Origin of the sequence: Wenjunlia vitaminophila DSM 41686 (genome assembly GCF_000380165.1) — a bacterium.
Lineage (GTDB): Bacteria > Actinomycetota > Actinomycetes > Streptomycetales > Streptomycetaceae > Wenjunlia > Wenjunlia vitaminophila.
This window is the reverse complement of record NZ_KB904681.1, coordinates 1-21,984: the sequence shown is the minus strand read 5'-3', so window position 1 is coordinate 21,984 and position 21,984 is coordinate 1. Positions and strand designations below refer to the sequence as shown.

Annotated in this window: 20 protein-coding genes; 6 read left to right on the top strand and 14 right to left on the bottom strand. The window is 71.3% G+C overall.

What is annotated here, in order from left to right; all coding sequences use genetic code 11:
- Positions 1–280 precede the first annotated feature (280 nt).
- Complete coding sequence (locus A3IG_RS0117905) at positions 281–2,872, top strand: MinD/ParA family ATP-binding protein (RefSeq protein ID WP_018384963.1); 2,592 nt, start codon at positions 281–283, stop codon at positions 2,870–2,872.
- A 160-nt stretch (positions 2,873–3,032) separates the two neighbouring features.
- Here A3IG_RS0117905 and map read toward each other — a convergent pair whose 3' ends face one another.
- Positions 3,033–3,800, bottom strand: a complete 768-nt coding sequence (map, locus tag A3IG_RS0117900) for a type I methionyl aminopeptidase (protein ID WP_018384962.1) — start codon at positions 3,798–3,800, stop codon at positions 3,033–3,035.
- Positions 3,801–3,858: 58 nt separating this feature from the next.
- Here map and A3IG_RS0117895 point away from each other — a divergent pair, with 58 nt between their 5' ends.
- Entirely contained in the window at positions 3,859–4,134 is a 276-nt protein-coding gene (locus A3IG_RS0117895; RefSeq protein WP_026220380.1) for a helix-turn-helix domain-containing protein, read from the top strand.
- A gap of 130 nt (positions 4,135–4,264) precedes the next feature.
- Here A3IG_RS0117895 and mycP read toward each other — a convergent pair whose 3' ends face one another.
- The 11 genes from mycP to rimP all read right to left on the bottom strand — a co-directional run bounded on the left by mycP (position 4,265) and on the right by rimP (position 17,652).
- Positions 4,265–5,572, bottom strand: a complete 1,308-nt coding sequence (gene mycP / locus A3IG_RS32705; RefSeq protein ID WP_236719047.1) for a type VII secretion-associated serine protease mycosin — start codon at positions 5,570–5,572, stop codon at positions 4,265–4,267.
- 1,684 nt (positions 5,573–7,256) lie between these two features.
- Positions 7,257–7,730, bottom strand: coding sequence for a hypothetical protein (locus tag A3IG_RS30240; protein ID WP_018384959.1), 474 nt, complete (start codon positions 7,728–7,730; stop codon positions 7,257–7,259).
- A 137-nt stretch (positions 7,731–7,867) separates the two neighbouring features.
- Positions 7,868–8,821 carry a bifunctional riboflavin kinase/FAD synthetase gene (locus A3IG_RS0117880; RefSeq protein WP_018384958.1) on the bottom strand — a complete coding sequence of 318 codons (954 nt, stop codon included), beginning with the start codon at positions 8,819–8,821 and terminating at the stop codon, positions 7,868–7,870.
- Positions 8,822–9,171: 350 nt separating this feature from the next.
- Positions 9,172–10,092 (bottom strand): tRNA pseudouridine(55) synthase TruB, encoded by a 921-nt coding sequence (gene truB / locus A3IG_RS0117875; RefSeq protein ID WP_018384957.1) that lies wholly within the window; start codon positions 10,090–10,092, stop codon positions 9,172–9,174.
- Positions 10,093–10,118: 26 nt separating this feature from the next.
- Positions 10,119–11,318: a DHH family phosphoesterase gene (locus A3IG_RS30235; RefSeq protein WP_018384956.1), complete on the bottom strand. Its 1,200-nt coding sequence runs from the start codon at positions 11,316–11,318 to the stop codon at positions 10,119–10,121.
- Positions 11,319–11,320: 2 nt separating this feature from the next.
- Positions 11,321–11,875 (bottom strand): 30S ribosome-binding factor RbfA, encoded by a 555-nt coding sequence (rbfA, locus tag A3IG_RS0117865; RefSeq protein ID WP_018384955.1) that lies wholly within the window; start codon positions 11,873–11,875, stop codon positions 11,321–11,323.
- Between the two features lie 117 nt (positions 11,876–11,992).
- Entirely contained in the window at positions 11,993–12,286 is a 294-nt protein-coding gene (locus A3IG_RS0117860) for a DUF503 domain-containing protein (RefSeq protein ID WP_018384954.1), read from the bottom strand.
- Between the two features lie 179 nt (positions 12,287–12,465).
- Positions 12,466–15,504: a translation initiation factor IF-2 gene (gene infB, locus A3IG_RS32700; RefSeq protein ID WP_026220379.1), complete on the bottom strand. Its 3,039-nt coding sequence runs from the start codon at positions 15,502–15,504 to the stop codon at positions 12,466–12,468.
- 135 nt (positions 15,505–15,639) lie between these two features.
- Complete coding sequence (locus tag A3IG_RS32695) at positions 15,640–15,984, bottom strand: YlxR family protein (protein WP_078500624.1); 345 nt, start codon at positions 15,982–15,984, stop codon at positions 15,640–15,642.
- A gap of 64 nt (positions 15,985–16,048) precedes the next feature.
- Positions 16,049–17,038, bottom strand: coding sequence for a transcription termination factor NusA (gene nusA, locus A3IG_RS0117845; RefSeq protein WP_018384951.1), 990 nt, complete (start codon positions 17,036–17,038; stop codon positions 16,049–16,051).
- 2 nt (positions 17,039–17,040) lie between these two features.
- Entirely contained in the window at positions 17,041–17,652 is a 612-nt protein-coding gene (rimP, locus tag A3IG_RS0117840; RefSeq protein WP_018384950.1) for a ribosome maturation factor RimP, read from the bottom strand.
- Positions 17,653–17,800: 148 nt separating this feature from the next.
- On the opposite strand from rimP, the gene A3IG_RS30220 reads away from it, so the two are divergent.
- The 4 genes from A3IG_RS30220 (at position 17,801) to A3IG_RS30210 (ending at position 20,482) form a co-directional block, all read left to right on the top strand.
- On the top strand, positions 17,801–18,295 hold the full coding sequence (locus A3IG_RS30220) for a hypothetical protein (protein WP_018384949.1): 495 nt from the start codon (positions 17,801–17,803) through the stop codon (positions 18,293–18,295).
- 5 nt (positions 18,296–18,300) lie between these two features.
- The gene (locus tag A3IG_RS30215; RefSeq protein WP_018384948.1) at positions 18,301–18,846 is read left to right on the top strand and encodes a ferritin-like domain-containing protein; all 546 of its coding nucleotides are present in this window, start codon (positions 18,301–18,303) and stop codon (positions 18,844–18,846) included.
- Between the two features lie 29 nt (positions 18,847–18,875).
- Positions 18,876–19,850 (top strand): aminoglycoside phosphotransferase family protein, encoded by a 975-nt coding sequence (locus tag A3IG_RS0117825; protein WP_018384947.1) that lies wholly within the window; start codon positions 18,876–18,878, stop codon positions 19,848–19,850.
- A 62-nt stretch (positions 19,851–19,912) separates the two neighbouring features.
- Entirely contained in the window at positions 19,913–20,482 is a 570-nt protein-coding gene (locus tag A3IG_RS30210; RefSeq protein ID WP_040911840.1) for a GNAT family N-acetyltransferase, read from the top strand.
- Between the two features lie 55 nt (positions 20,483–20,537).
- Here the strand turns inward: A3IG_RS30210 and A3IG_RS0117815 are convergent, their stop codons facing one another.
- The gene (locus A3IG_RS0117815; RefSeq protein WP_026220378.1) at positions 20,538–21,383 is read right to left on the bottom strand and encodes a GNAT family N-acetyltransferase; all 846 of its coding nucleotides are present in this window, start codon (positions 21,381–21,383) and stop codon (positions 20,538–20,540) included.
- A 161-nt stretch (positions 21,384–21,544) separates the two neighbouring features.
- Positions 21,545–21,984 (bottom strand): flavodoxin-dependent (E)-4-hydroxy-3-methylbut-2-enyl-diphosphate synthase (locus A3IG_RS0117810; protein ID WP_018384944.1); only part of this gene is annotated, 440 nt, incomplete at its 5' end.

Here is a 21,984-nt window from a genome sequence, read left to right as displayed (position 1 = left end):
GCACTGACGAGGCATGACACCGGTTTCTCAGGAGAGCCGGCAAACAGTGGGCATGCCGTCGTGACGACGTGCACGATTAGGCTGTGTCCTGCGGCGGCAAAGGACAGACAGGCAGGCCCTTGACTGCTCCCGGCCGGGTTCGGCGGATCACGCCGGGCGGGCCACCCAGGTGAACGGAAGGGAACCGCGTGGGCGTCGCCTCTCTGGAGCCGCGACACGTGCGCACAGGGGGCACCGGCCTGGGGTCGGTGAGCGAGGAAGCAACACAGGAGGCGCAGCAGTGAGCAGCGATCGGGACGACGTCTACGAGGGCGAGAACGCCCCCGAGGAGGACGAGGAGTGGTCCGGCGCCGACTACACGCCTCCCGCCTGGTACATGCAGGGTTCGGTCGGAGCCAGGCCGGCACCGCCCGCCGCGGCACCTGACCCGCCCTCGGCGGCTCCGTCCGCGGTTACGGTGCCGGAGGACGAGTCCGCGCCCGAAGAACCCGCCGCCGCTGTGCGGGTACCCGCCCCCCGACGGACGGTGACCCCCGCGACCCAGCGGTTCGCGCCTCCTCCGCCCACGGGTTCCCCGGTGCTGACGCCCGAGGTGTCGCCCGGTCACAACGACAACCACGACGGCGACAGTGCGTCCGGCGACGGGTCGCCGCCGTCCGTGGCGGTCGGCGGCGACCCCGCTCCGTCCCCGCGGCCCGCGGCGGGCGGCACCCCGCAACCTCCCGGCCCCACCCAGTCCGGCTCCGGGGACCCCAGCGACAGGGTGCCGGACTCGGGAACCACCGGTTCTGGTGGGTCGGGCTCTGGTGCGGTGGGGTCGTCCCCCGCCGACGCTCGGCCGTCCGACGGCGACGACGGCCAGGCCGCGAGGCCCGACCGCAAGGCGCCGCCGCCCGACGCCACCATGCGGTTCTCCCAGGTGACGGAACCGTCGGAGGAGCCTGGTGGCGGCAACGCCCACCCTCAGTCCGGCATGCCCGCTCCGGGCGGACCGGGCCCCGCCTGGCCGGGTTCGCCGGGTGCCGGCCAGGCCCCGCACCCGGGCGCGCCGCCCAACGGTCCTTACCCGTCGCCTGGCCCCGTGGCTCCGCCACACACCCACCAGCCGATGGCCGGCCAGCCGTGGGCCACCCCCCAGGCCCAACCGAACAGCGGCTACGGCTACCCCCAGCAGCCCGTGGGCTGGCCCCCTTCGCAGGCCCAAGCGTCACCCGCCCCGGCCCCCTTGCCCGCGGACGCCCAGGGACAGGTGCCGCCGACGGCCGCCCCCGCGCAGCCGACGGCGCCGTACGCACAGCCGCAGGCCCAGCAGCCACAACCGCAAACCCCCGAGCAGCAGGCCCCCGCACCGCAACCGGGCGGGATGCCCCTGCCCCCGCTGCCCCCGAACTACCAGGCGTCCCAGCAGTCCCAGCCTCCGGGTGGTTACGGCTACCCCCAGCAGCCCGCGGACCCGTGGGGGCAGCAACCCCACCCGCAGGCGCCGTCGATCTCCCATCCTTCCGCCGCTCAACCGCCACAGCAGGCGCAGCAACCACAGTCAACGGCACCGCCGCCACAGGCTCACCAGCCCGCGCCACCGCCCGGCCAGGGACAGGCACCGGTCGACCCACGACAGGGCGGCTGGCCGCCGTCCACCGGCGCCCAGCCGCAGGCGGCGGCTCCCACCCCAGGCGCGCCCCTGGGCTATACGGCCGCCGTGGAGCTGTCCTCTGATCGCCTGCTGCGCAAGCAGCCGCAGGTGAGGAAGAGCCCGACGCCCCGGTTCAAGATCGGCGGAAAGGCCGCGGAGGCGGAGCGCCGACGCAAGCTGGATCTCATCCGCACCCCTGTCCTGAGCTGCTACCGCATCGCCGTGATCAGCCTCAAGGGAGGCGTTGGCAAGACCACGACGACCACCGCGCTCGGCGCCACACTGGCAACGGAGCGACAGGACAAGGTCATCGCCATCGACGCCAACCCTGACGCGGGTACCCTGGGCCGCCGGGTGCGCCGGGAGACCGGGGCCACCATCCGCGACCTCGTCACCGCCATCCCGTACCTGCACAGCTACATGGACATCCGCCGTTTCACCTCCCAGGCGCCCAGCGGCTTGGAAATACTGGCCAACGACGTGGACCCGGCGGTGTCCACCACGTTCAACGACGAGGACTACCGTCGCGTCATCGACGTCCTCGGACGGCAGTACCCCATCATCCTCACCGACTCGGGCACCGGGCTGCTCTACAGCGCCATGCGTGGTGTTCTGGACCTCGCTGACCAGCTCATCATCATCTCCACCCCGAGCGTCGACGGGGCGAGCAGCGCGAGCACCACCCTCGACTGGTTGTCCGCGCACGGGTACGCGGACCTGGTGCAGCGCTCCATCACGGTGATCTCCGGGGTGCGGGAAACCGGGAAGATCATCAAGGTCGAGGACATCGTGGCGCACTTCGAGACCCGTTGCCGCGGGGTGGTGGTGGTCCCGTTCGACGAGCACCTGTCGGCCGGAGCCGAGCTGGACCTGAACATGATGCGGCCGAAGACCCGCGAAGCGTACTTCCACCTCGCGGCCATGGTCGCCGAGGACTTCTCCCGCGCCCAGCAGGCGCAGGGGCTGTGGACCGGCGAGGGCGGAGCCCAGCCCCCACAGGTCGCTCCCCCTTATCCGCAACAGCAACAGGCCCCGGTGGACCCACGCACCGGCCTACCCCACCAGGCGCCGCCGCAGTATCCCCAGCAGCACCCCCACGGACCTCAGCCCGCTCAACCGTGGAACCAACCGGCACCGCCCCCCGGCGCCTACGGCTACCCCCAGCCCGGGCACCAGCAGCCCGACCAGCACTCACAGTCGGGCTACGGCTACCCCCTTCAGCCCCCGGCCCAGCAGTAACGGCTTCCCGCACGGGCGGGCTCACGGACCAGGCCCCGGCAGGCGCTCGCCGTCGAGCACGCCCGCCGGGGCCGTGGCTGTCCGCCCCCGTCTCCGGGGCTGTCCACCACCGCGGTGTGCCCACGGCTCCCGAGCAGCCACATCGAGAGGTGGCGGGAGTTCAGGGCACGGTCAGGATGCACGGGCCCTCGTCGGTGACGGCGACGGTGTGCTCGATGTGCGCGGCCCGGCTGCCGTCGGTGGTCAACAGCGTCCAGCCGTCCGCGCCGGTGGTGTAGGCGTCGTCCCCGCCCGCCATCAGCATGGGCTCAATGGCCAGGACCAGGCCGTGGCGCAGTGGGAAACCGCGTCCCGGCCGGCCACGGTTGGGCAGGTGGGGATCCTCGTGCATGCGGCGACCGATGCCATGCCCGCCGAAGTCCCTCGGCATGCCGCAGCGGGCGGCGCGAGCGACCGTGTCGACGGCGTGGGAGATGTCACCGGTGCGCTGGCCCACGACGGCCGCTGCGATGCCTGCGTCGAGGGCACGCTGAGTGGCGTCGATGAGCGCCAGGTCCGCGGGGCGCGGCGTGCCGACGGTGAAGCTTATGGCCGCGTCGCCCGTCCACCCGTCCAGTTCCGCGCCGCAGTCGATGCTGACGAGGTCGCCGTCACGCAGACGGTAGTCCGTGGGGATGCCGTGGGCCACCGCGTCGTTGACGGAAGTGCAGATGACGGCCGGGAAGGGTGTCGGCGCGAACGAGGGACGGTAGCCCAGGAAGGGCGACCCGGCTCCTGCCTCGTCCAGGACGGACCTAGCGACCTCGTCCAGCTCCCGGAGTGACACCCCGACGGCTGCCGCGTCGCGGACGGCGGCCAGCGCGCGAGCCACCACCCGTCCGGCCTCCCGCATGGCCTGCAAGGCGACGTCTGTCTTGATTTCCACCATGGCGCGACTCCTCGGCCCGCTAGGCTCCAATTCTTATACCGGTATTAGTATCACGGGTATGGTGAGGACCCCATTGACCCCAGAGGAAAGGCGCCGCGGTGAGCGCCTCGGCGCCCTGCTGCGAGAGGCCCGCGGCGACCGCAGCATGGTGGAGGTGGCCGCGGCCGCCGGAGTGTCGGCCGAAACCCTGCGGAAGATCGAGACCGGACGTGCACCCACCCCGGCCTTCTTCACCGTCACGGCCTTGGCCACCGCGCTGGGGATCTCCCTGGAGCACTTGGCCGCGGCCTGCGCGGAACCCACTACCGAGGACGACCAGGCGCTCACCGCGTGACCGCGGGTGCTCCCCAGCGCGACCGAGCCGCGACGAACACGGGAGGCGCTCCGAAACGCAAGAGCCCGGGAGATCGCAACCTCCCGGGCTCACCGTGCCCCCGCCTCAGGCAAGGGTCAATGGCTGACGTTCAGCGCCATGAGCTCGGCGGTGGCCCGAACCCCGCGGCCGACTGCTGCGCACTCCTCCGCCGCCGCGTCAACACGAAGCCGAGTCCAGCGCCGACCACGAGCACTCCGGCCCCGGCAGCCGCCCACATCACCGGACCACCGTCGTCCTCGCCTTGCACCGCGACCGCCGAAGCACTCTCCTTCACCGCCGGCCCGCGCCCGTCGGCGTCCGGCTTCGCCGACGCCTCACGCTTGTCCTGCGCCTTCTCCTCCGCCTTCTGCGCGGCTACAACCTCGGGCAGGGGGCTGACATCCGGCGGCCCCGGGTCACCGGGATTGGTCAGAGCGATCCGAGGACGGACGGCGCCGTAACCGATGTAGTAATTTCGCTCGACACCATCAGTTGGTCCACCAGCAGTATTGATCATGACCCGAAGGACCTGGTTCGCCGTCCAGTCCGGGTGCTTGGACCAGATGAGGGCAGCGGAAGCCGAGGCAAGAGCAGTGGCGTCGCTTGTGCCTTCCCCAATGCAGTAGCCGCTACGGTGACCACAGGAGGTCACAATCTCCTCACCAGGCGCAGAGAGATCAACCTCGGGTCCATGTTGGGACGATGCGGTCGCCCGAACGTCACGCCCAAGAGCCGCCACAGCGACGACCCCAATAGTGGCCGCAGGGTGATCGACGGGAGCATCATACTCCCCCGCATTGCCCGCAGCAGCAAAAAGTAACACGTCCTTGGACATCGCATATCGAACAGCTTCGGAAAGCTCTCGACTCCCGACAGCAAAACCCAGAGACATATTGATAATCCGAGCATCACTGTCAGCCGCGTGGCGAATTGCCTTAGTAACCTGGGACCGGAAGTCGGCCGAGGCGTCTGGCCCTTCGTATGTCACACGAAGAGGTAAAATCTTGGCGCCGGGGGCAAGGCCATACCCACCTTGACGCCCTTCCCCAATTCCTGTACTCGCGATCAGTTCTGCCATTTTGGTTCCATGCCCTTGGGAGTCTACACGGGCATCACCTGGAAGAGAGGTGAAATCCTTCCCTTCGAGGACCTGACCGCGCAGCTCCGAACGCCCAGCGTCGACGCCGCTATCGATGACAGCAATCACGACCCCTTCACCAGTGCTTGTTTTCCACATTTCTTCGGCCTTCATGGCATCAAGGTGCCACTGGTGATCACGTACAGAATCTGCGTATGCTGGTGGCGCTAACATGCCACCGCAGACCAACAAGGCACCGCACACACCCAGGAAACGCAGAAAACCACTACCTGAATACCCGTTCTTGCAGTACCCCATTAACTGCTTGTCACCCTTCAAGTAATGTGCCGGTGGCCTCGCAGTCAGAACTTGCGAGGCCACCGGTGTAGAAGATCGTCGAAAGCACTGCTTACTCAATCACTGGCGGGGCAGTCCTATGCCTAGCTGCAATCCAACTGCCATCACCTTCCGCCGAATTACCACCCAAAGCGTGTCGACTTTCCTGTCTCTCTTCACCGGCATCACTTGTTGACCTTCGCCCACTTTGCCCAGCTCCCCGAGAAGAGTGGGGCTGACTCTGACGCCTCACCAACCCAGACCCACCAGGCGTGAATACCTTTCCGGTCGAATTTTGAGAGCCCCGGGGTGAGCCAACCACCCCCCCTGGCTCGTTGGCCAGCCGACGACCACTTGCCGAGTTGTCAGAAGGTTGCCCGCCAACCACATTCCCCATTCCACCAACCAGCGGTGGACGCCCCCCGGTCTGCGACATTCCTTGTTCCGATCCAACTACGGTTCCACGTGGAATCTGGTTTCGCGGTCCCGACTCGGATACAGGAAGACCTCCGTAGACGCCAGTACGGGGCCCGAGACGCGGTGTGGTAGCCGGCCCAGAGCTTCTCGACATGAATGGAACATCCAGGCCACGACGAGATCTGGTTTCTATACTTCCAGCGCGAATCCCTCGCGACGGGTTCGGGGGACTGGGCGCAAACGTGCTATTCGGCGGAACAACTGGTCCACCTGGCACGTCAGTCGGTGCCGGCGTTCTCGCCACTGATTGATGGGTCACTGGATCTGACAACGCGGCTGGTACCGAAACGGAGTCCGTACGGGTGGCTGGCTCAGGAACCTGTGGAAGACCGGTGTTGGGAGACAAAGGGAGCCCACCATTAATTCCGTCGCCACCGGGCTGCATAATTCTAGCAGCGGTAGCACTCGCATCCCCGACCCCACTGCGAGGCGAGTGCGGTGAATTATCTACAATTCCACCGCTATCACCCGCGTAACGAGTAAATTCAGAAGAATATTCGCGCGCACTGGAGGCCACCTGACCATGAGAGGCATACTCGTCCCCTCCAGAATAGACTGATGGCATTGGCTCGGTCGGTGGTGGCGGGATCTCCGGTGGCTCGAGGTCGCTGATGATCTCCCTGGACATGTTGTACGCCTGGCCCAGTTTGGTCATCTGGCGGACGGCCTCGGCATGGGCGTCGGTCGTGTCCTGCTTGGCCCTGGTCACCGCCTCCGGGCTCGGGCAGTACCCCAGCTTGGCCATGCTCTCTTCCTCGGACATGCCCGGGGCGTACGCGTCAGCGATGCGCTTGGACTCCGTGGGGACTTCCGGCATGGCACTCTTCACGTCGGCGAGGGTCGCACCAGCGTCCTTCATGAAGCGCCCGGCGGTGTCGCTGTAGTCGGCGAGGTACTCGGCTGCGATGGCCACTTTGTGGCCCCACGCCCGGAAGGCGTCGCCCGCCTTGCCCTCCCACAACAATGCCCCCATGTCCCTCTTCAGGTCACTGCCGATCTGGTCCAGGTCGGCCCCGGCATCGACCAGCGTCTGACCTAACTGGGACACGCGTTCACTGTTCGCATCCCGCACCATCCGCAGGAGTTCCTCATGTGATTTTGACTCGAAGTCCGTTGTTGCGCTGTAACTCGGCGCCTCATTCGCACCTGGATCACCCATGGCTCCCCCTTCTCCGCGTTCTCCTCGTTGGGAGCGGGACGAGCGCGCCCGTCAGGCCGTGCCGCCCGCGGTGCTCTCTTCCGGCGTCGGCTTGCCCGTGTCCTTCGGGTGCTCGTCGGCGGCCTGGCGGTGGGTCTCGGCGTACGCCTTCGTGGATCGCCTGATCTCCCACAGGCGCAGACGTTGTTCCTCGTCCACGTTCCGGTAGTCGTTGTTCGCCATGTTGACCAACATGCTCATGGCTTCGATCTGGTCGGCGAAGACCTTGGACAACTTCTCCAGTTCACTGTGAACCGTCCGGTAGGCCCCGAACAGCGCCGACGCCTCGCTGAAGCCGACCCCGAAGTGGCTCGAGGACAGGGCGTCCTGGCCAATATTGTTCGGTCCGGCCGCGGAAGTCTCCAGGTCGGACAAGACATTGTCGATGCGCTTCTTGAAACTTTCCAGCGTCTGTAAGTCCGCTAGAAAGTTCATGATTCCCTGACTGCCCGCGTCCAACTGGTCGCGGACTTCACCGAACCCCACCCCTGGCCCCCTCCACTCCCGTGTGTGGTCCGCTGCCACCGGTCCCGGCGCGCCGGGACCGGTGGCGACAACCCAAGGGTACTCGTCGGCCAGGGTCGTTATGGGGTTTGTCGAGGGGGTGATTCCGGACGACTGTCCTACGCGTTGTCGTGGGCGTCCAACAGCTCGCGGCAGCGCTTGATGTCGGCCGCGACCTGTTCGACGAGGTCGTCAATGGAGGTGAACTTCTCCTGGCCCCGCAGGAACGTGAGGAATTCCACTGCGGCGTGCGTTCCGTAGAGTTCCAGGCCCACCCGGTCGATGGCGTACGCCTCCACCGTGCGGGAACGGCCGTCGAAGGTCGGCTTGGTGCCCACGGAGATGGCCGCCGGCATCCGCTCGCCCGCGGCCACGAGCCAGCCGGCGTAGACGCCGTCCACAGGGATGGCTGAGTGCGGCAGCGGGTCCACGTTGGCGGTGGGGAAGCCCAGTTCGCGGCCGCGCTGGTCGCCACGGACGACGACGCCCTCCACCCGGTGCGGGCGGCCCAGTACCTCGGCTGCCCCTTCCATGTCGCCCTCGGCGACAAGGGTGCGGGTCAGGGTCGAGGAGAACGGGGTGCCGTCGCCGGCCCCTCCCCGGACGTTGAGCTCCACGATCTCCACCTCGTAGTCGTAGGTGGCACCCAACTCGGCGAGCAGTTCCACATCTCCGGCCGCACGGTGACCGAACCTGAAGTTGCGCCCCTCGACCACCGCCCGGGCGTGCAGGCCGTCCACCAGCACCTGACGGACGAACTCGTCCGGCGACAGCTTGGAGAACTCCATGGTGAACGGCAGGATCAACACCGCGTCCACGCCGAGCTCCCCCAGCAGCTCCGCGCGCCGGTGGTGCGGGGCGAGCAGCGGCGGGTGGCTGCCGGGGCGCACCACCTCGCTGGGGTGCGGGTCGAAGGTGACCACCACGGACGGCACGCCGAGCTCCCCGGCCAGTTCGACGGTCCTGCCGATGATGAGTTGGTGCCCCCGGTGGACGCCGTCGTAGGAGCCGATGGTGACGACGCTGCGTCCCCAGTCCTCGGGAACGTCCGCCAAGCCCCGCCAGCGCTGCACAGTGACCGCTCCTCCAGTGAATCCACAACATGCAGGAACAAGACTGCCATGTCTGCGGTTCTCCGACCTCACCGGCAGGCAGCAAAAACGGACGGGCGGTGGGGTGCCGGGGGCGGTCCGTGTCCCTCCCGGGGGGTTCGACGGAAGGCTCCGGCACCCGTGCTCCGGACGTTCCCACAGGCAGCAGCGGGTGTGCCGGTTCCTGGCCCCGGACGAGCACACCGGAAAACAGTGACGAGACGGGCGAACCCGGTTGAGTCGGATGCGAGTCGGGCTGGACGCCCGTCGAAGCCGTCGGGGCGGCTCCACGGTCCCCGCGAACGGGACCGCGACGGACGACCAGGGTGCCGTTACACGAACACGGCGATGCTGCGTGCCTCGCCGCCGCGCTCCTCCACAAGGGCGACGAAGCGGTCACCGGGGCCGAAGACCGCGATGGGTCCCCCGCCCATGCCCGCGGCCTTCAGCCGCACGCCGTTGGCGAGGCGCCGGGCCTCCTCCTCGTCCACGTCGCGGCGCGGGAACGCGGCGACCACCGCCTCGCCGATGGGCAGGTAGGAGAACGACTCCGTCAACTGTTCCAGGGTCCTGGCGGAGTCCAGCCCGTACGGGCCGACCCGGGTGCGGCGCAGTGCCGTCAGGTGGCCGCCCACGCCGAGCCCGGCGCCGAGGTCACGGGCGAGCGCCCGGACGTACGTACCGGAGGAGCAGACGACCGAGACGTCCAGGTCGAGGAGTTCGGTGCCGTCGGGCAGGGTGACCGGTCGCCACGCGTGGACGCTGAACGAGGAGACGGTGACCGGGCGGGCGGCGAGTTCGACGTCCTCGCCCGAACGGACCCGGGTGTAGGAGCGCCTACCGTCGACCTTGATGGCACTGACCTTGGACGGTACCTGGAGGATGTCCCCGGTGAGGGCGGCCAGTCCGGCCTCCACGGCCTGCCGGGTCGCCGGGCCTGGCCCCCCGGGGCCGCCGGTGACCGGGACGGTGGCGGTGACCTCCCCCTCGGCGTCGTCGGTGACCGTGGTCTGGCCGAGGCGGATCGTCGCGTCGTAGGCCTTGTCGGTGAGCGCGAGGTGGCCGAGCAGCCGGGTGGCCTTCTCCACGCCCAGGATGAGGACGCCGGTGGCCATGGGGTCGAGGGTGCCGGCGTGGCCGACCCGTCGGGTGCCGGCCAGGCGGCGCACCTTGCCCACCACGCCGTGCGAGGTGATCCCGGCCGGCTTGTCGACGATGACCAGGCCGTCGGGGCCGGTTCCCTTGCGTTTCATCAGGTGTTGGACCAGTGATCTGTGAGTCAGGCGTCCGTGGGGACGCCGTCGGTGGCGGCCGGAAGGGTGTCGTGGGGCGGGGTCTGGTGGTCGGACGGCGCCGGCGAGGGGGGCGGAGCGGACGGCGCCGGCGGCGAGGCGCCCGCGGGGGTGTCGGCGCAGGCCGCCTCCAGCAGTGCGCGGAACCGCCGCACGGTGGTGGCGGCGTCCTGGTGGGAGGTGAACCCGGCGGCGTAGGCGTGTCCGCCGCCGCCGAGCCCGGAGCAGACCGTGCCCAGGTTGACCGCGCCCCTGCCGCGGGACGACCCGTAGTAGGAGCCGTCGTCGTTCTCCTTGAGCACCAGCGCCACCTCGGCCTCCGCGGTCCTGCGCACGACGTCGATGAACCCCTCGATCTGGTCCATGGGCACTTGGTGTGCCGCGCGGTCGGCCCGGGGGACCACCGTCCACACCAGGCCGCGGCCACCCGCGGCGGTCAGGTCGAGCTCGGCGCGCTGCAACGCCGAGGCGAGCACCTTCAGACAGCCGAACGAGGAGGTGTCCCACAGTTGGCGGGAGATCTGGTCCGGGCGGAGCCCGGTGCCCAGCAGCCGGGCGGCGAGCTGGTGGCTCTCGGGGGTGGTGGCGGCGTTCTTGAACGAACCGGTGTCGGTGGCCACGCCGGTGTAGAGGCAGGTGGCGACGTCGCGGGTGAGCGGGGCGCCCAGCCGCCGCAGCAGTTCGTCCACGAGCATCGCGGTGGCGGGGGCCGTCGGGTCGATCAGCCGGCAGTCACCGAAACCGTTGTTGGAGCTGTGGTGGTCGATCACCAGCAGGGCGCGGGCGGCCAGGGCCTTGTCGCGCAGCAGCCCCAGGCGGTCCTCCGAGGCGACGTCGCAGACGACCACGAGGTCGGGGCGGTCCGGCACCGCGGCCGCGGGAACCAGCAGGTCCTGGCCCGGCAGGAAGGTCAGCGAGGTGGGCACCACCTGCGGGTCGTCGCCGAAGGAGACGTGGGCCTCGATGCCGAGGGAGCGCAGCGCGAGCGCGGCGGCGAGCGCCGAGCCGAGGGCGTCACCGTCCGGGCACACGTGGCACACCAGGTGGACCGCCCTGGCCTGGCGCACCAGCCTGACCGCGGCCGCCCAGGTGTCCTCGTGGATCGGGGGGGCGGCATCCGGTGCCTGGCGGGGCGCGGGGAGCACCGTGCCGCCGGACGCCGCCCTGGGTACGACATGGCCCGGCATGGTCAGGCGTCCTCGTCGGTTCCGGGGTCCGACGGCGCCCGGCCGGGGCCGGGGTCCCGCTGCGCGCCGGGGCCCGCCTCGTCCCCCGCGGCGGCCGGGGCGGTCGCCTCGTCCTCGTCCTCGGTCTCCTCGTCGCCCTGGGCGGGCGAGCGGTACGGGTCCGCCTCCCCCGCGTAGCTGGCCCCGGCGGCGGCGCTGCGTACCCGCTCGTCGGCGGCCCTGGCCTTGGCCAGCAGGTCGTTGATGTTCCGGGCGGTGTCCGGGACGGCGTCCAGGACGAACGTCAGCGAGGGGGTGTACCGCACCCCGGTCTGCCGTCCGACCTCGGACCGCAGCACTCCCTTGGCGCTCTCCAGGGCGGCGGCGGAGGCCTCGCGCTCGGTCTCGTCGCCGAAGACCGTGTAGAAGACGGTGGCCTCCCGCAGGTCACCGGTGACCCGGGTGTCGGTGATGGTCACGAAGCCCAGCCGGGGGTCCTTGATCCGCCGGTCCAGGGTCTCCGCCACGACCACCCGGATGCGGTCCGCCAGCTTGCGCGCCCGCGCGGTGTCGGTCACTTGAGGTCCCTCCTCCTACTGCGAGCCCGGGTGCCGTGTCACGTCACGGCACGGCACCCCAACGTACTCGCCTGTGCGCCGGTGAGGCGCCTGTCGTGGTGTTGTATCGCGCGGCGGTCAGTCGCCGTCGCCGTGGAGCCGCCGCCGCACGGACAGCAGTTCCACTTCCGGGCGGGCGGCCACCAGCCGCTCGCACCTGTCGAGCACGTCCGTGCAGTGCCCGAGGTCCCCGGAGACCACCGCGAGCCCTATCTCGGCCCGGCGGTGCAAGTTCTGGCCGCCCACCTCGGCCACGCTCACCGCGTACTTGCGGTGCAGCTCGGCGACGATGGGCCGGACGACGGAACGCTTCTCCTTCAGCGAACGGACGTCGCCGAGAAGCAGGTCGAAGGACAGGGTCCCTACGTACATGCGTGGCGGGTCAAGCCGACCCGTGGGCCTCGTGGTGACGCCTCCGGGGGGAGGCGCTGACATGTGTGGGCCGGGCGGTTCCGAAGCCGGTGCCCGGCGTCCTGCCGGCACGGTACACGCCCACGGCCGGGGCCGATCGGCGGGAACACCCGCCGATCGGCCCCGGACCGCTGTGGTGACTACACCCGCGGCTTCTCGCGCATCTCGAACGTCTCGATGACATCGTCGACCTTGATGTCGTTGTAGTTCGAGAGCTTGATGCCGCACTCGAAGCCCTCGCGGACCTCGGTGGCGTCGTCCTTGAACCGGCGCAGGGTGTCGATGGAGAGGTTCTCCGCGACCACCGAGCCGTCCCGGACCAGGCGGGCCTTGGCGTTCCGCCGGACCAGACCGGTACGGACCAGGCAACCGGCGATGTTGCCGAACTTGGACGAGCGGAACACCTCGCGGATCTCCGCCGTGCCGAGTTGGACCTCCTCGTACTCCGGCTTCAGCATGCCCTTCAGGGCCGCCTCGATCTCCTCGATCACCTGGTAGATGACCGAGTAGTAGCGGACGTCCACGCCCTCGCGCTCGGCCAGCGAGGTCGCCCGGCCCTCGGCGCGGACGTTGAAGCCGATCACGATCGCGTCCGAGCCCGCCGCCAGGTTGATGTCGTGCTCGGTGACGGCACCCACCCCGCGGTGCAGGATGCGCAGGTCGACCTCGTCGCCCACGTCGAGCTGGAGCAGCGAGCTCTCCAGTGCCTCGACCGAACCGGAAGCGTCGCCCTTGAGGATGAGGTTGAGCTGCTGCACCTGGCCTTCCTTGAGGACCATGTCCAGGTCCTCGAGGGAGATCCGGCGGCGGTTCTTGGCGAACGCCGCGTTGCGCTCGCGGGCGGCCCGCTTCTCGGCGATCTGCCGAGCGGTGCGGTCCTCGTCGACGACGATGAAGTTGTCACCGGCACCGGGGACCGAGGTGAGGCCGAGCACCAGCACCGGGGCCGAGGGGCCGGCCTCCTCCACGTTGTTGCCGTTGTCGTCGAGCATCGCCCGGACCCGGCCGTACGCGTCCCCGGCGACCATGGTGTCGCCGACCCGCAGGGTGCCGCGCTGCACCAGGACCGTGGCCACGGCGCCGCGCCCGCGGTCGAGGTGCGCCTCGATCGCGATGCCCTGGGCGTCCTGGTCCGGGTTGGCCCGCAGGTCCAGGGCGGCGTCCGCGGTGAGGATGACGGCCTCGAGCAGCCCGTCGATGTTGATGCCCTCCTTGGCGGAGATGTCGACGAACATGGTGTCGCCGCCGAACTCCTCCGCCAACAGGCCGTACTCGGTCAACTGGCCACGGACCTTCATCGGGTCCGCACCATCGACGTCGATCTTGTTGACCGCGACCACGATGGGCACGTCGGCGGCCTTGGCGTGGTTCAGCGCCTCGACCGTCTGGGGCATCACGCCGTCGTTCGCAGCCACCACCAGGATGGCGATGTCGGTGGACTTGGCACCGCGGGCACGCATGGCGGTGAACGCCTCGTGGCCCGGGGTGTCGATGAACGTGATGGCCCGGTCCTCGCCGTTGACCGCGGTGGTGACCTGGTAGGCACCGATGTGCTGGGTGATGCCCCCGGCCTCGTCCGCGGCGACGTTGGTCTTGCGGATGGCGTCCAGCAGACGCGTCTTGCCGTGGTCGACGTGACCCATGACGGTCACCACCGGCGGACGCGCGACCAGCGCGTCCTCGCCGCCCTCGTCCTCGCCGAACTCGATGTCGAAGGACTCCAGGAGCTCGCGGTCCTCCTCCTCGGGGCTGACGATCTCCAGGACGTAGTTCATCTCGTCGGCGAGCAGCTTGAGCGTCTCGTCGGAGACCGACTGGGTCGCGGTGACCATCTCGCCCAGGTTGAACATCACCTGGACCAGGGACGCCGGGTTGGCGTTGATCTTCTCCGCGAAGTCGGTCAGTGACGCGCCGCGGGACAGCCGTACGGTCTGGCCGTTGCCGCGCGGCAGCATCACCCCGCCGATGGACGGGGCCTGCATGGCCTCGTACTCCTGGCGGCGCTGCCGCTTGGACTTGCGCCCACGGGTGGGACGGGCGCCGGGGCGACCGAACGCGCCCTGGGTGCCGCCACGGCCACCGGGACCGCCGGGACGACCGCCGAAGCCACCGCCACCGCCGGGACGGCCACCGAAGCCACCGCCACCACCGGGACGACCGGCGAAGCCGCCGCCACCACCGGGACGACCGCCGCCGCCACCGCCGGGACGACCGGCGAAGCCGCCGCCACCACCGGGACGACCGCCGCCGCCACCGCCGGGACGACCGGGACGACCGGGAGCACCACCGGGACGGGGAGCGCCGCCGCCCGCGGCGGGGCGCTGCGGCATCATGCCCGGGTTGGGGCGGGGGCCGCCGGGCGCCTGCGGGCGCGGCATCGAGCCCGGGCTCGGCCTTGGCCCTCCGGGCCTGGGGCCGCCGGACGGGGCGCCGCCGGGCCTCGGGGCACCGGGACGGGGACCTGGGGCGCCACCGGGGCGCGGCGCCTGGGGGCGCGGCATTCCGGTGCTGCCCGAGGTGAAGGGGTTGTTGCCGGGGCGGGGACCCGCGGGACGCGGGGCCCCCGGACGGGCACCGCCCTGGCCGGGACGCCCACGGTCCCCACCGGGGCGCGGGGCACCGCCACCGGGGCGCGGCCCACGGTCCGGACGCGGCGCGGGCCGCGGGCCGGGGGTGGCGCCGGGGCGCGGGGCCCGCTGCGGGGTGGAGTCCGCGGCCGGGGCCGGGGGCGCCTGGAACTCGGCCGGCGCCGGGGCCTTGGGGGCCTCAGCGGCGGGGGCCACCGGCTGGGCCGGACCGGGGCGGGGACCCGGGCGGGGCGCGCCGGGGCGCGGGCCGGGGGTCGCGCCCGGCGCGGGCGGCTTGGGAGCCGCCGGACGGGACGGGACGGCCGCGCCGGGCTTCGGGCCCGGCGCAGCGGGACGAGCCCCCGGACGGCCGGTGGCGGCCGGCGCGGAGGGCTTGGCAGGCGTCGCCTTGCGGGGCGCCGGCTTGGCGGGGCCGCGGCCACCGCCGCCGTTCCCCTGCTGGAAGGCATCTGTCAGTTTGCGGACAACCGGCGCCTCGATCGTCGATGACGCCGAACGGACGAACTCACCCAGTTCCTGGAGCTTGGCCATGACGACCTTGCTCTCCACACCGAACTCCTTGGCGAGCTCGTATACCCGGACCTTTGCCACGTCGCTCCTTCTGGTCCGGGGTGGTCGTCCGCCGGACCGTCGCTACTTCACGGGCGTACTCATCGCGTACTCATCGAGTGCTCATCGCAATCTCGACCTACTTCCGACTCGCGAGGTACCTGACGATCACACGCATCAACGCGTGACCTCTTGCTGTTCTTCCGCCCCGTTCGCTCTGGGGGGCGGGGCCTCACTCTGGGGCGGGGCCTGGTGCCGCTCGACCCACTCCCGAAGCCGCCCGATCGTGAGCGGCCCCCGTGCCCGCAGGGCCCGGGGGAGTGACCGGCGGCGGACCGCCAGGTCGAGACATGCCTCGTCGGGGTGCACGTAGGCGCCCCGACCGGGCAGCGTACCGCGTGGGTCGGGGACACACTCATCCCCGACCAGCGTGGTGCGCAGCAGATCGTCCTTGGCCGCACGGGCCCGGCACCCCACGCAGGTGCGCTCAGGGCGGGCACGGGCACGCGTACGACTCGACACTATTAAGTCTACCTCCCCGTGCCAACGCCGCCCCGACGCGTCAGGGCGGCGTTGGCACGCGTTCCTACGATGCCGTCTGCTGCTCGGTGTCCGGACGGATGTCGATGCGCCACCCGGTCAACCTCGCGGCGAGACGGGCGTTTTGGCCTTCCTTGCCGATGGCCAGCGAGAGCTGGTAGTCGGGCACGGTGACCCGGGCCGCCCGGGCGCCCATGTCCACGATCTCCACCTTGCTCACCCTGGCGGGTGACAGGGCGTTGGCCACCATGTCGGCCGGGTCGTCCGACCAGTCCACGATGTCGATCTTCTCGCCGTGCAGCTCGGCCATGACGCTGCGCACCCGACCGCCCATCGGCCCGATGCACGCCCCCTTGGCGTTGAGTCCCTGCCGGGTGGACCGGACCGCGATCTTGGTGCGGTGTCCGGCCTCCCGGGCGATCGCGGCGATCTCCACCGAGCCGTCGGCGATCTCCGGAACCTCGAGGGCGAAGAGCTTCCTGACCAGGTTGGGGTGGGTGCGGGACAGCGTGATGGACGGACCGCGGACCCCCTTGGCCACCCTCACCACGTAGGTGCGGATCCGGGCACCGTGCTCGTACCGCTCGCCCGGCACCTGCTCCTGCGCCGGCAGGATCGCCTCGACCTTGCCGATGTCGACCAGGACGTTCCTGGGGTCCTTGCCCTGCTGCACCACACCGGCGACGATGTCGCCCTCTCGACCGGCGTACTCGCCGAAGGTGATCTCCTCCTCGGCGTCCCGCAGGCGTTGCAGGATGACCTGTTTGGCGGTGGTGGCGGCGATCCGGCCGAATCCGGACGGGGTGTCGTCGAACTCCCGCGGCTCGGCACCCTCGGCGACCTCGTCGGGGTCCTCCCGCGCCCAGACCGTCACATGGCCCGTGGCCCGGTCCAGCTCCACCCGTGCCCGGTCACGGCTGCCCTCGGTGCGGTGGTACGCGATGAGGAGGGCCGACTCGATTGCCTCCACCAGCAGGTCGAACGAGATCTCCTTCTCCCGTACAAGACCGCGCAGAGCGCTCATGTCGATGTCCACGGCTACGCCTCCTCCTTCTCCTCGTCCTGGTGCGGTGCGTTCATGTCGTCGTCGTGGTCGGCGGCCGCGGTCGGTTCGGCGTCCTGGCCCCCGGACCCACTCCCGCCCGCTTCGGGGCCGCTCGCCGAAGGCTCGGACGTCGGGCGGCTGAACTCCACCTCGACCCTCGCCCCGGCGACCTGCTCCAGGGGGACCCGGCGGGCGGTGGGCCGGCGTCCCTTGACCCCCGGGACCTGGAGGTCGAGGCCGGTGTCGTCGATCCCGGTGATCCTCGCGGTCAGCTCCTGGCCGTCCACCAGCTTGATCCTGACCATCCGACCGAGCGCGCGCCTGAAGTGGCGGGGTTCGGACAGCGGGCGGTCCACCCCGGGCGAGCTGACCTCGAGCAGGTAAGGGGCGGAGCCCATCGCGTCGGACTCGTCGAGGACGCGGGAGAACTCCCGGGTCAGCTCGGCGATCAGGTCGAGGGAGACCCCTCCGTCGGCGTCCACCACCACCAGGAGCTGACGGCGCTTGCCGACCGTGGTGACGCTGACCTCCTCCAGCTCCGCACCGGCCCCGGCCACGAGCGGATCCAGCAGTTCACGCAGCCTGTCGGTCTGGGTGGTCCTCATCCGGGTGACTCCTCGGCCGCGTGTGCTGTTGTCGGAAGGTCGCTGGTGCGCCCGCCCAGCCTATCGGGTCGCGGCAGCGCGTGCCGGCTCCCTCGCTCCGGGCAGGTAATCTCATCACCGGTGATCACTCCCGTAGAGGACGAGGAACGTGCTGTCCAGGACCAAGCGCCAGCCCCTCACCAGACCCCCCTCCCGCAGGACCCTGCTGACCGCCGGCCTCGCCGGCACCAGCCTGCTGGCCGGCGGCTGGGGCCTCACCGCCTGCTCGTCCACCGACCGGCAGGAGGCCGCCGTGGCGGCCGACTCCGACCGGCTGCGGAAGCGGGCGGCGAAAGACACCGCGGCCCTGCTCGCCGCGTACGACGCCACCGTCTCGACCCACCCCCGGCTCGCCGGTGAGCTGCGCCCGATCCGCGCGGACCTGGCCCGGCACCTGACCGCGTTCGGTGGCTCCCGCACCCCAGCCGGCTCCGCCAGGGTTCCCGCCCGGCCGGACGCCGCCCGCGCCGCCCTGGCCGACGCCACCCGGCGCTCGGCCGACCGGGCCGCCACCGACCTGCTGACCGCCCCACCCGACCTGGCCAGGCTGCTCGCCTCCGTCGCCGCGGCGCGCGCCGGCCACGTGCTGCTCCTCGGGAGCTGATCCTCGTGCCCTCCCCGTCCACCCCACCCGCCGCCGGCCCGGACGCGCCCGCGGGCCGCGGGGCCCCCGCCGCGCAGCCACCCACCGCGCTCCCCGCGCTCCAGTCCGCACTGGCCGCGGAGCACGCCGCGATCTACGGCTACGGGGTGCTTGGCGCCCGCCTCACCGGTGAACGGCGCAACCAGGCCCGGGACGCCTACCAGGCGCACCGCTCCCAGCGGGACGCACTGCGCCGCTCCGTGCGCGGCCTCGGAGGTGAGCCGGAGGCCGCGGCCCCCGCCTACGGCCTGCCGTTCCCCGTCCCCGACCAGGAGGCGGCGATCCGACTCGCCGCGGAGCTCGAGGACCGGGTGGCCGCGGTCTACGCGGACCTCGTCGCCCGGGCGGAGGCCGACCTGCGGCGCGACGCGGCCCGGGCGCTGCGCGAGGCGGCGGTGCGCGCGGTGCGCTGGCGGGGCCGCGGCGTGCCCTTCCCCGGGCTGCCGGAACGGGCCGGCACCGCGTCCGGAGCGCCGACCACCCCAGGGGCCGTTTCCCCGGGCTCCGGATGACCGTTCACCGACCGCAGGAGGCCCCATCCATGCCCCAGGTACCGCTGCAGCCTCCCGCGCGACTGGTGCGCACCGTCTCCGCCTGGGAGGGGGAACCGGGCCAGAGCTGGGCACACGGCCTGCCCGAGCGGGCGCGGCGGGTCGTCGAACGCTGGGAGCTGACACCGGAACGGGTGCTGGAACCCGGCGGGAACATCAGCATGGTGGTCCTGGTCCTCCAGGCGGACGGCACCCCGGCGACGTTGAAGCTCGGCCTGGTGACCCCCGAGACGGCTCAGGAACCCGCCGCGCTGGCCCGGTGGGACGGCAGGGGGGCGGTACGGCTGCTCCGGACCGAGCCGGACGAGGGCGCACTGCTGTTGGAACGGCTCCAGGGCGAGGTCAGCCTGCGCTCGCTGCCCGAGTCCAAGGCGATGCTCGAGGCCACGGGGGTGCTCCGCCGGCTGTGGGTCCACCCGGGCGACGACCACCCGTTCCGCGGCGTCCCGGGGTACACCGGCGGGCTGGTCGACACGTTGAGTGCCCGGGCGGCCCAGCCGTGGGCCGCCGAGCTGCGCCCCCTGGCCGACGAGGCGTTGCGGGTCCGGGCGGACCTGGTGGCCAGCGAACCCGAGCGGGTGCTGCTGCACGGCGACTACCACCACGGCAACGTGCTGGCCGCCGGTCCCTCGCCCTCCCGTGGGCCGGACCGGGCCGACGTGCCGGGCGGCGGCTCCGGGGAGCGCCCGCCGTGGCTGGCGATCGATCCCAAGCCGCTGGTCGGGGAGCGCGCCTACGACCTCGCCTGGCTGGTCCGGGACCGGCTGGACACGCTCGTGGCGTCCCCGGGGCCGGCAGCGGCCACCCGGCGGCGGCTCCACCGGCTCGCGGACGACCTGGAGGTGGATCGCGAGCGGCTGCGCGGCTGGTCGCTGTTCCGCGCCGTGGAGGCGGGGCTGTGGTCGCTGGCCGTGGGTGACCGCGACGCCGGCGAACTGCTCCTGGAGTTCGCCACCTGGCTGTGACGCGGCGGGTCGGCCGGCCCGTGGACTCCACTCGCGAGAGGAGCCAAGTAGGGTGCCCGACCATGGAAGAAGTGGCCGTGCGGGCGATCGACCTGGCCTCGAGGGTGCACGAGGTGCTGGCCGTGCAGGCGGTCGCCTTCGGGTTGAGCAACGACGAGGTGGCGATCCGGACCCAGGTGGTGCTGCGGCACGCCGCCTATCCGGGGGTGCGGGCCCTGGGCGCGTTCCCGCCGGGCGGTGAGCTCGTCGGGTTCACCTACGGCATGCCCAACAGCCGGGAGCACTGGTGGAGTTCGGTGATCGAGCCCTATCTGGTCCGGGCGGGGAACGACGAGTGGCTGGACGACGCGTTCGGCGTCACTGAGCTGCACGTGCGTCCCGACTTCCAGGGGCGGGGCCTGGGCCGGGCGCTGATCACCCGGTTGACCGACGGCGTCCCCCAGCACCGCAGCATCCTGTCCGCGGTGGAGGGGCCCAGCCGGGCCCGCCGGCTGTACCACTCCCTGGGGTACGTGGACCTGGCCCACTCGGTGCGGTTCCTCAGCGCGCCGACGCTGTACGTGGTGATGGGCGCCCCGTTGCCGTTGCGCGGCCCGCGGCCCGCGTTCCCGGGGGACACGACCGCCGGGTGAGCGGGCGCTCGGGTGGCGCTCGGCCGCCGTACGGGGGCGTGCCGCGGGCGCGGGTTCAGAACAGCACGCTCATGAACGCGCCGACCTGCTGGAAGCCCACCCTGCGGTACGCCGCCCTGGCGGGGGTGTTGTAGTCGTTGACGTAGAGGCTGACCACCGGCGCCACCTCGAGCAGCGCGTACCTCATCACGGCGGCCATCCCCGTCACGGAGAGGCCCTCCCCTCGGCGGTCCGGCGCGACCCAGACCCCCTGGATCTGGCAGGCCCGGTCGGTGACCGCGCCGATCTCCGCCTTGAACACCACCCGGCCGCCCTCGAACCGGGCGAACGCCCTTCCGGTGGTGACCAGTTCCGCGATCCTGGCCTGGTACAGCAGCCCGCCGTCCCCGGCCAACGGGGAGACCCCGACCTCCTCGGTGAACATGGCCACGCAGGCAGGCATCAGCAGGTCCATCTGGTCCCGGCGGACCCGTTGGACCAACGGGTCCGCGGGTATGCCGTCCGGGAGCGAGGTGGCGACCATCAGGGGCTGGTGGGCGCGGACCTCCCGGGCGGGTCCCCAGGCCGGCTCGAGGTGGGCCCACAGCTCCGCGGTGGCCTCGGCGGGGCCCACGATCGACGAACAGTTCCGGCCACTGCGGCGGGCCCGCTCGGCGAACGCCCGGACGGCGGCGGGGGTGGCGCAGATGGGGACGAGGTTGGCCCCGGCGTAGCAGAGCGACTCCAGGCGACCCGCGTCGTACCAGCCCCACAGTTCCCCACCGAGGCGCCAGGGGTCGAGTCCGGCGACGCGGATCCGGGAGGCCACGAACGCGTTGGCCACGGGGTCGCGGTCGAGCACCTCGAGCACGTCGTCGAGGTCGCCCGGGCCCAGGGCCCTGGTGGTCGCCTTGGTCAACACTGTGGGAGCCTACCCGCGCCGTCGCCCTGTCATCGTGTGGCCATTGGCCTGGTCCTGTCTGGCGGCCCGGCCGCCAGACGGCCCTAGCACTGTACTGCGCCCGACGCGGGCGTCCAACGGGCGGTCGTCGACCGTCCCGGTCGGTGCGGGTCGGAGGCGGATCAGCTCACCGAGACGCTGGGCTCACCGGACGCCACACCCTCACGTTCCATCTGCTCAGCGATCTTCAACGCCTCCTCGATCAACGTCTCCACGATCTTCGACTCCGGAACCGTCTTGATCACCTCNCCCCGAACGAAGATCTGCCCCTTCCCATTACCCGACGCCACCCCCANATCAGCCTCCCTGGCCTCACCAGGACCATTGACCACACACCCCATCACCGCCACCCGCAACGGCACCTCCATACCATCCAGCCCCGCCGTCACCTCATCCGCCAACCGATACACATCCACCTGCGCCCGACCACACGACGGACACGACACGATCTCCAACCGCCGCTCCCGCAACCCCAACGACTCCAGAATCTGCGCCCCCACCTTCACCTCCTCCACCGGAGGCGCCGACAACGACACCCGAATCGTGTCCCCGATCCCCTCCG

Excerpts from the sequence above, each read along its gene's own strand:
- map (WP_018384962.1), bottom strand. The coding sequence starts at position 3,800 with ATGGTGGAAATCAAGACAGACGTCGCCTTGCAGGCCATGCGGGAGGCC.
- A3IG_RS0117860 (WP_018384954.1), bottom strand. The coding sequence starts at position 12,286 with ATGTACGTAGGGACCCTGTCCTTCGACCTGCTTCTCGGCGACGTCCGT.
- A3IG_RS30235 (WP_018384956.1), bottom strand. The coding sequence starts at position 11,318 with ATGCCGGGCCATGTCGTACCCAGGGCGGCGTCCGGCGGCACGGTGCTC.
- A3IG_RS30210 (WP_040911840.1), top strand. The coding sequence starts at position 19,913 with ATGGAAGAAGTGGCCGTGCGGGCGATCGACCTGGCCTCGAGGGTGCAC.
- rimP (WP_018384950.1), bottom strand. The coding sequence starts at position 17,652 with ATGAGGACCACCCAGACCGACAGGCTGCGTGAACTGCTGGATCCGCTC.
- truB (WP_018384957.1), bottom strand. The coding sequence starts at position 10,092 with ATGAAACGCAAGGGAACCGGCCCCGACGGCCTGGTCATCGTCGACAAG.
- A3IG_RS0117895 (WP_026220380.1), top strand. The coding sequence starts at position 3,859 with ATGGTGAGGACCCCATTGACCCCAGAGGAAAGGCGCCGCGGTGAGCGC.
- A3IG_RS0117825 (WP_018384947.1), top strand. The coding sequence starts at position 18,876 with ATGCCCCAGGTACCGCTGCAGCCTCCCGCGCGACTGGTGCGCACCGTC.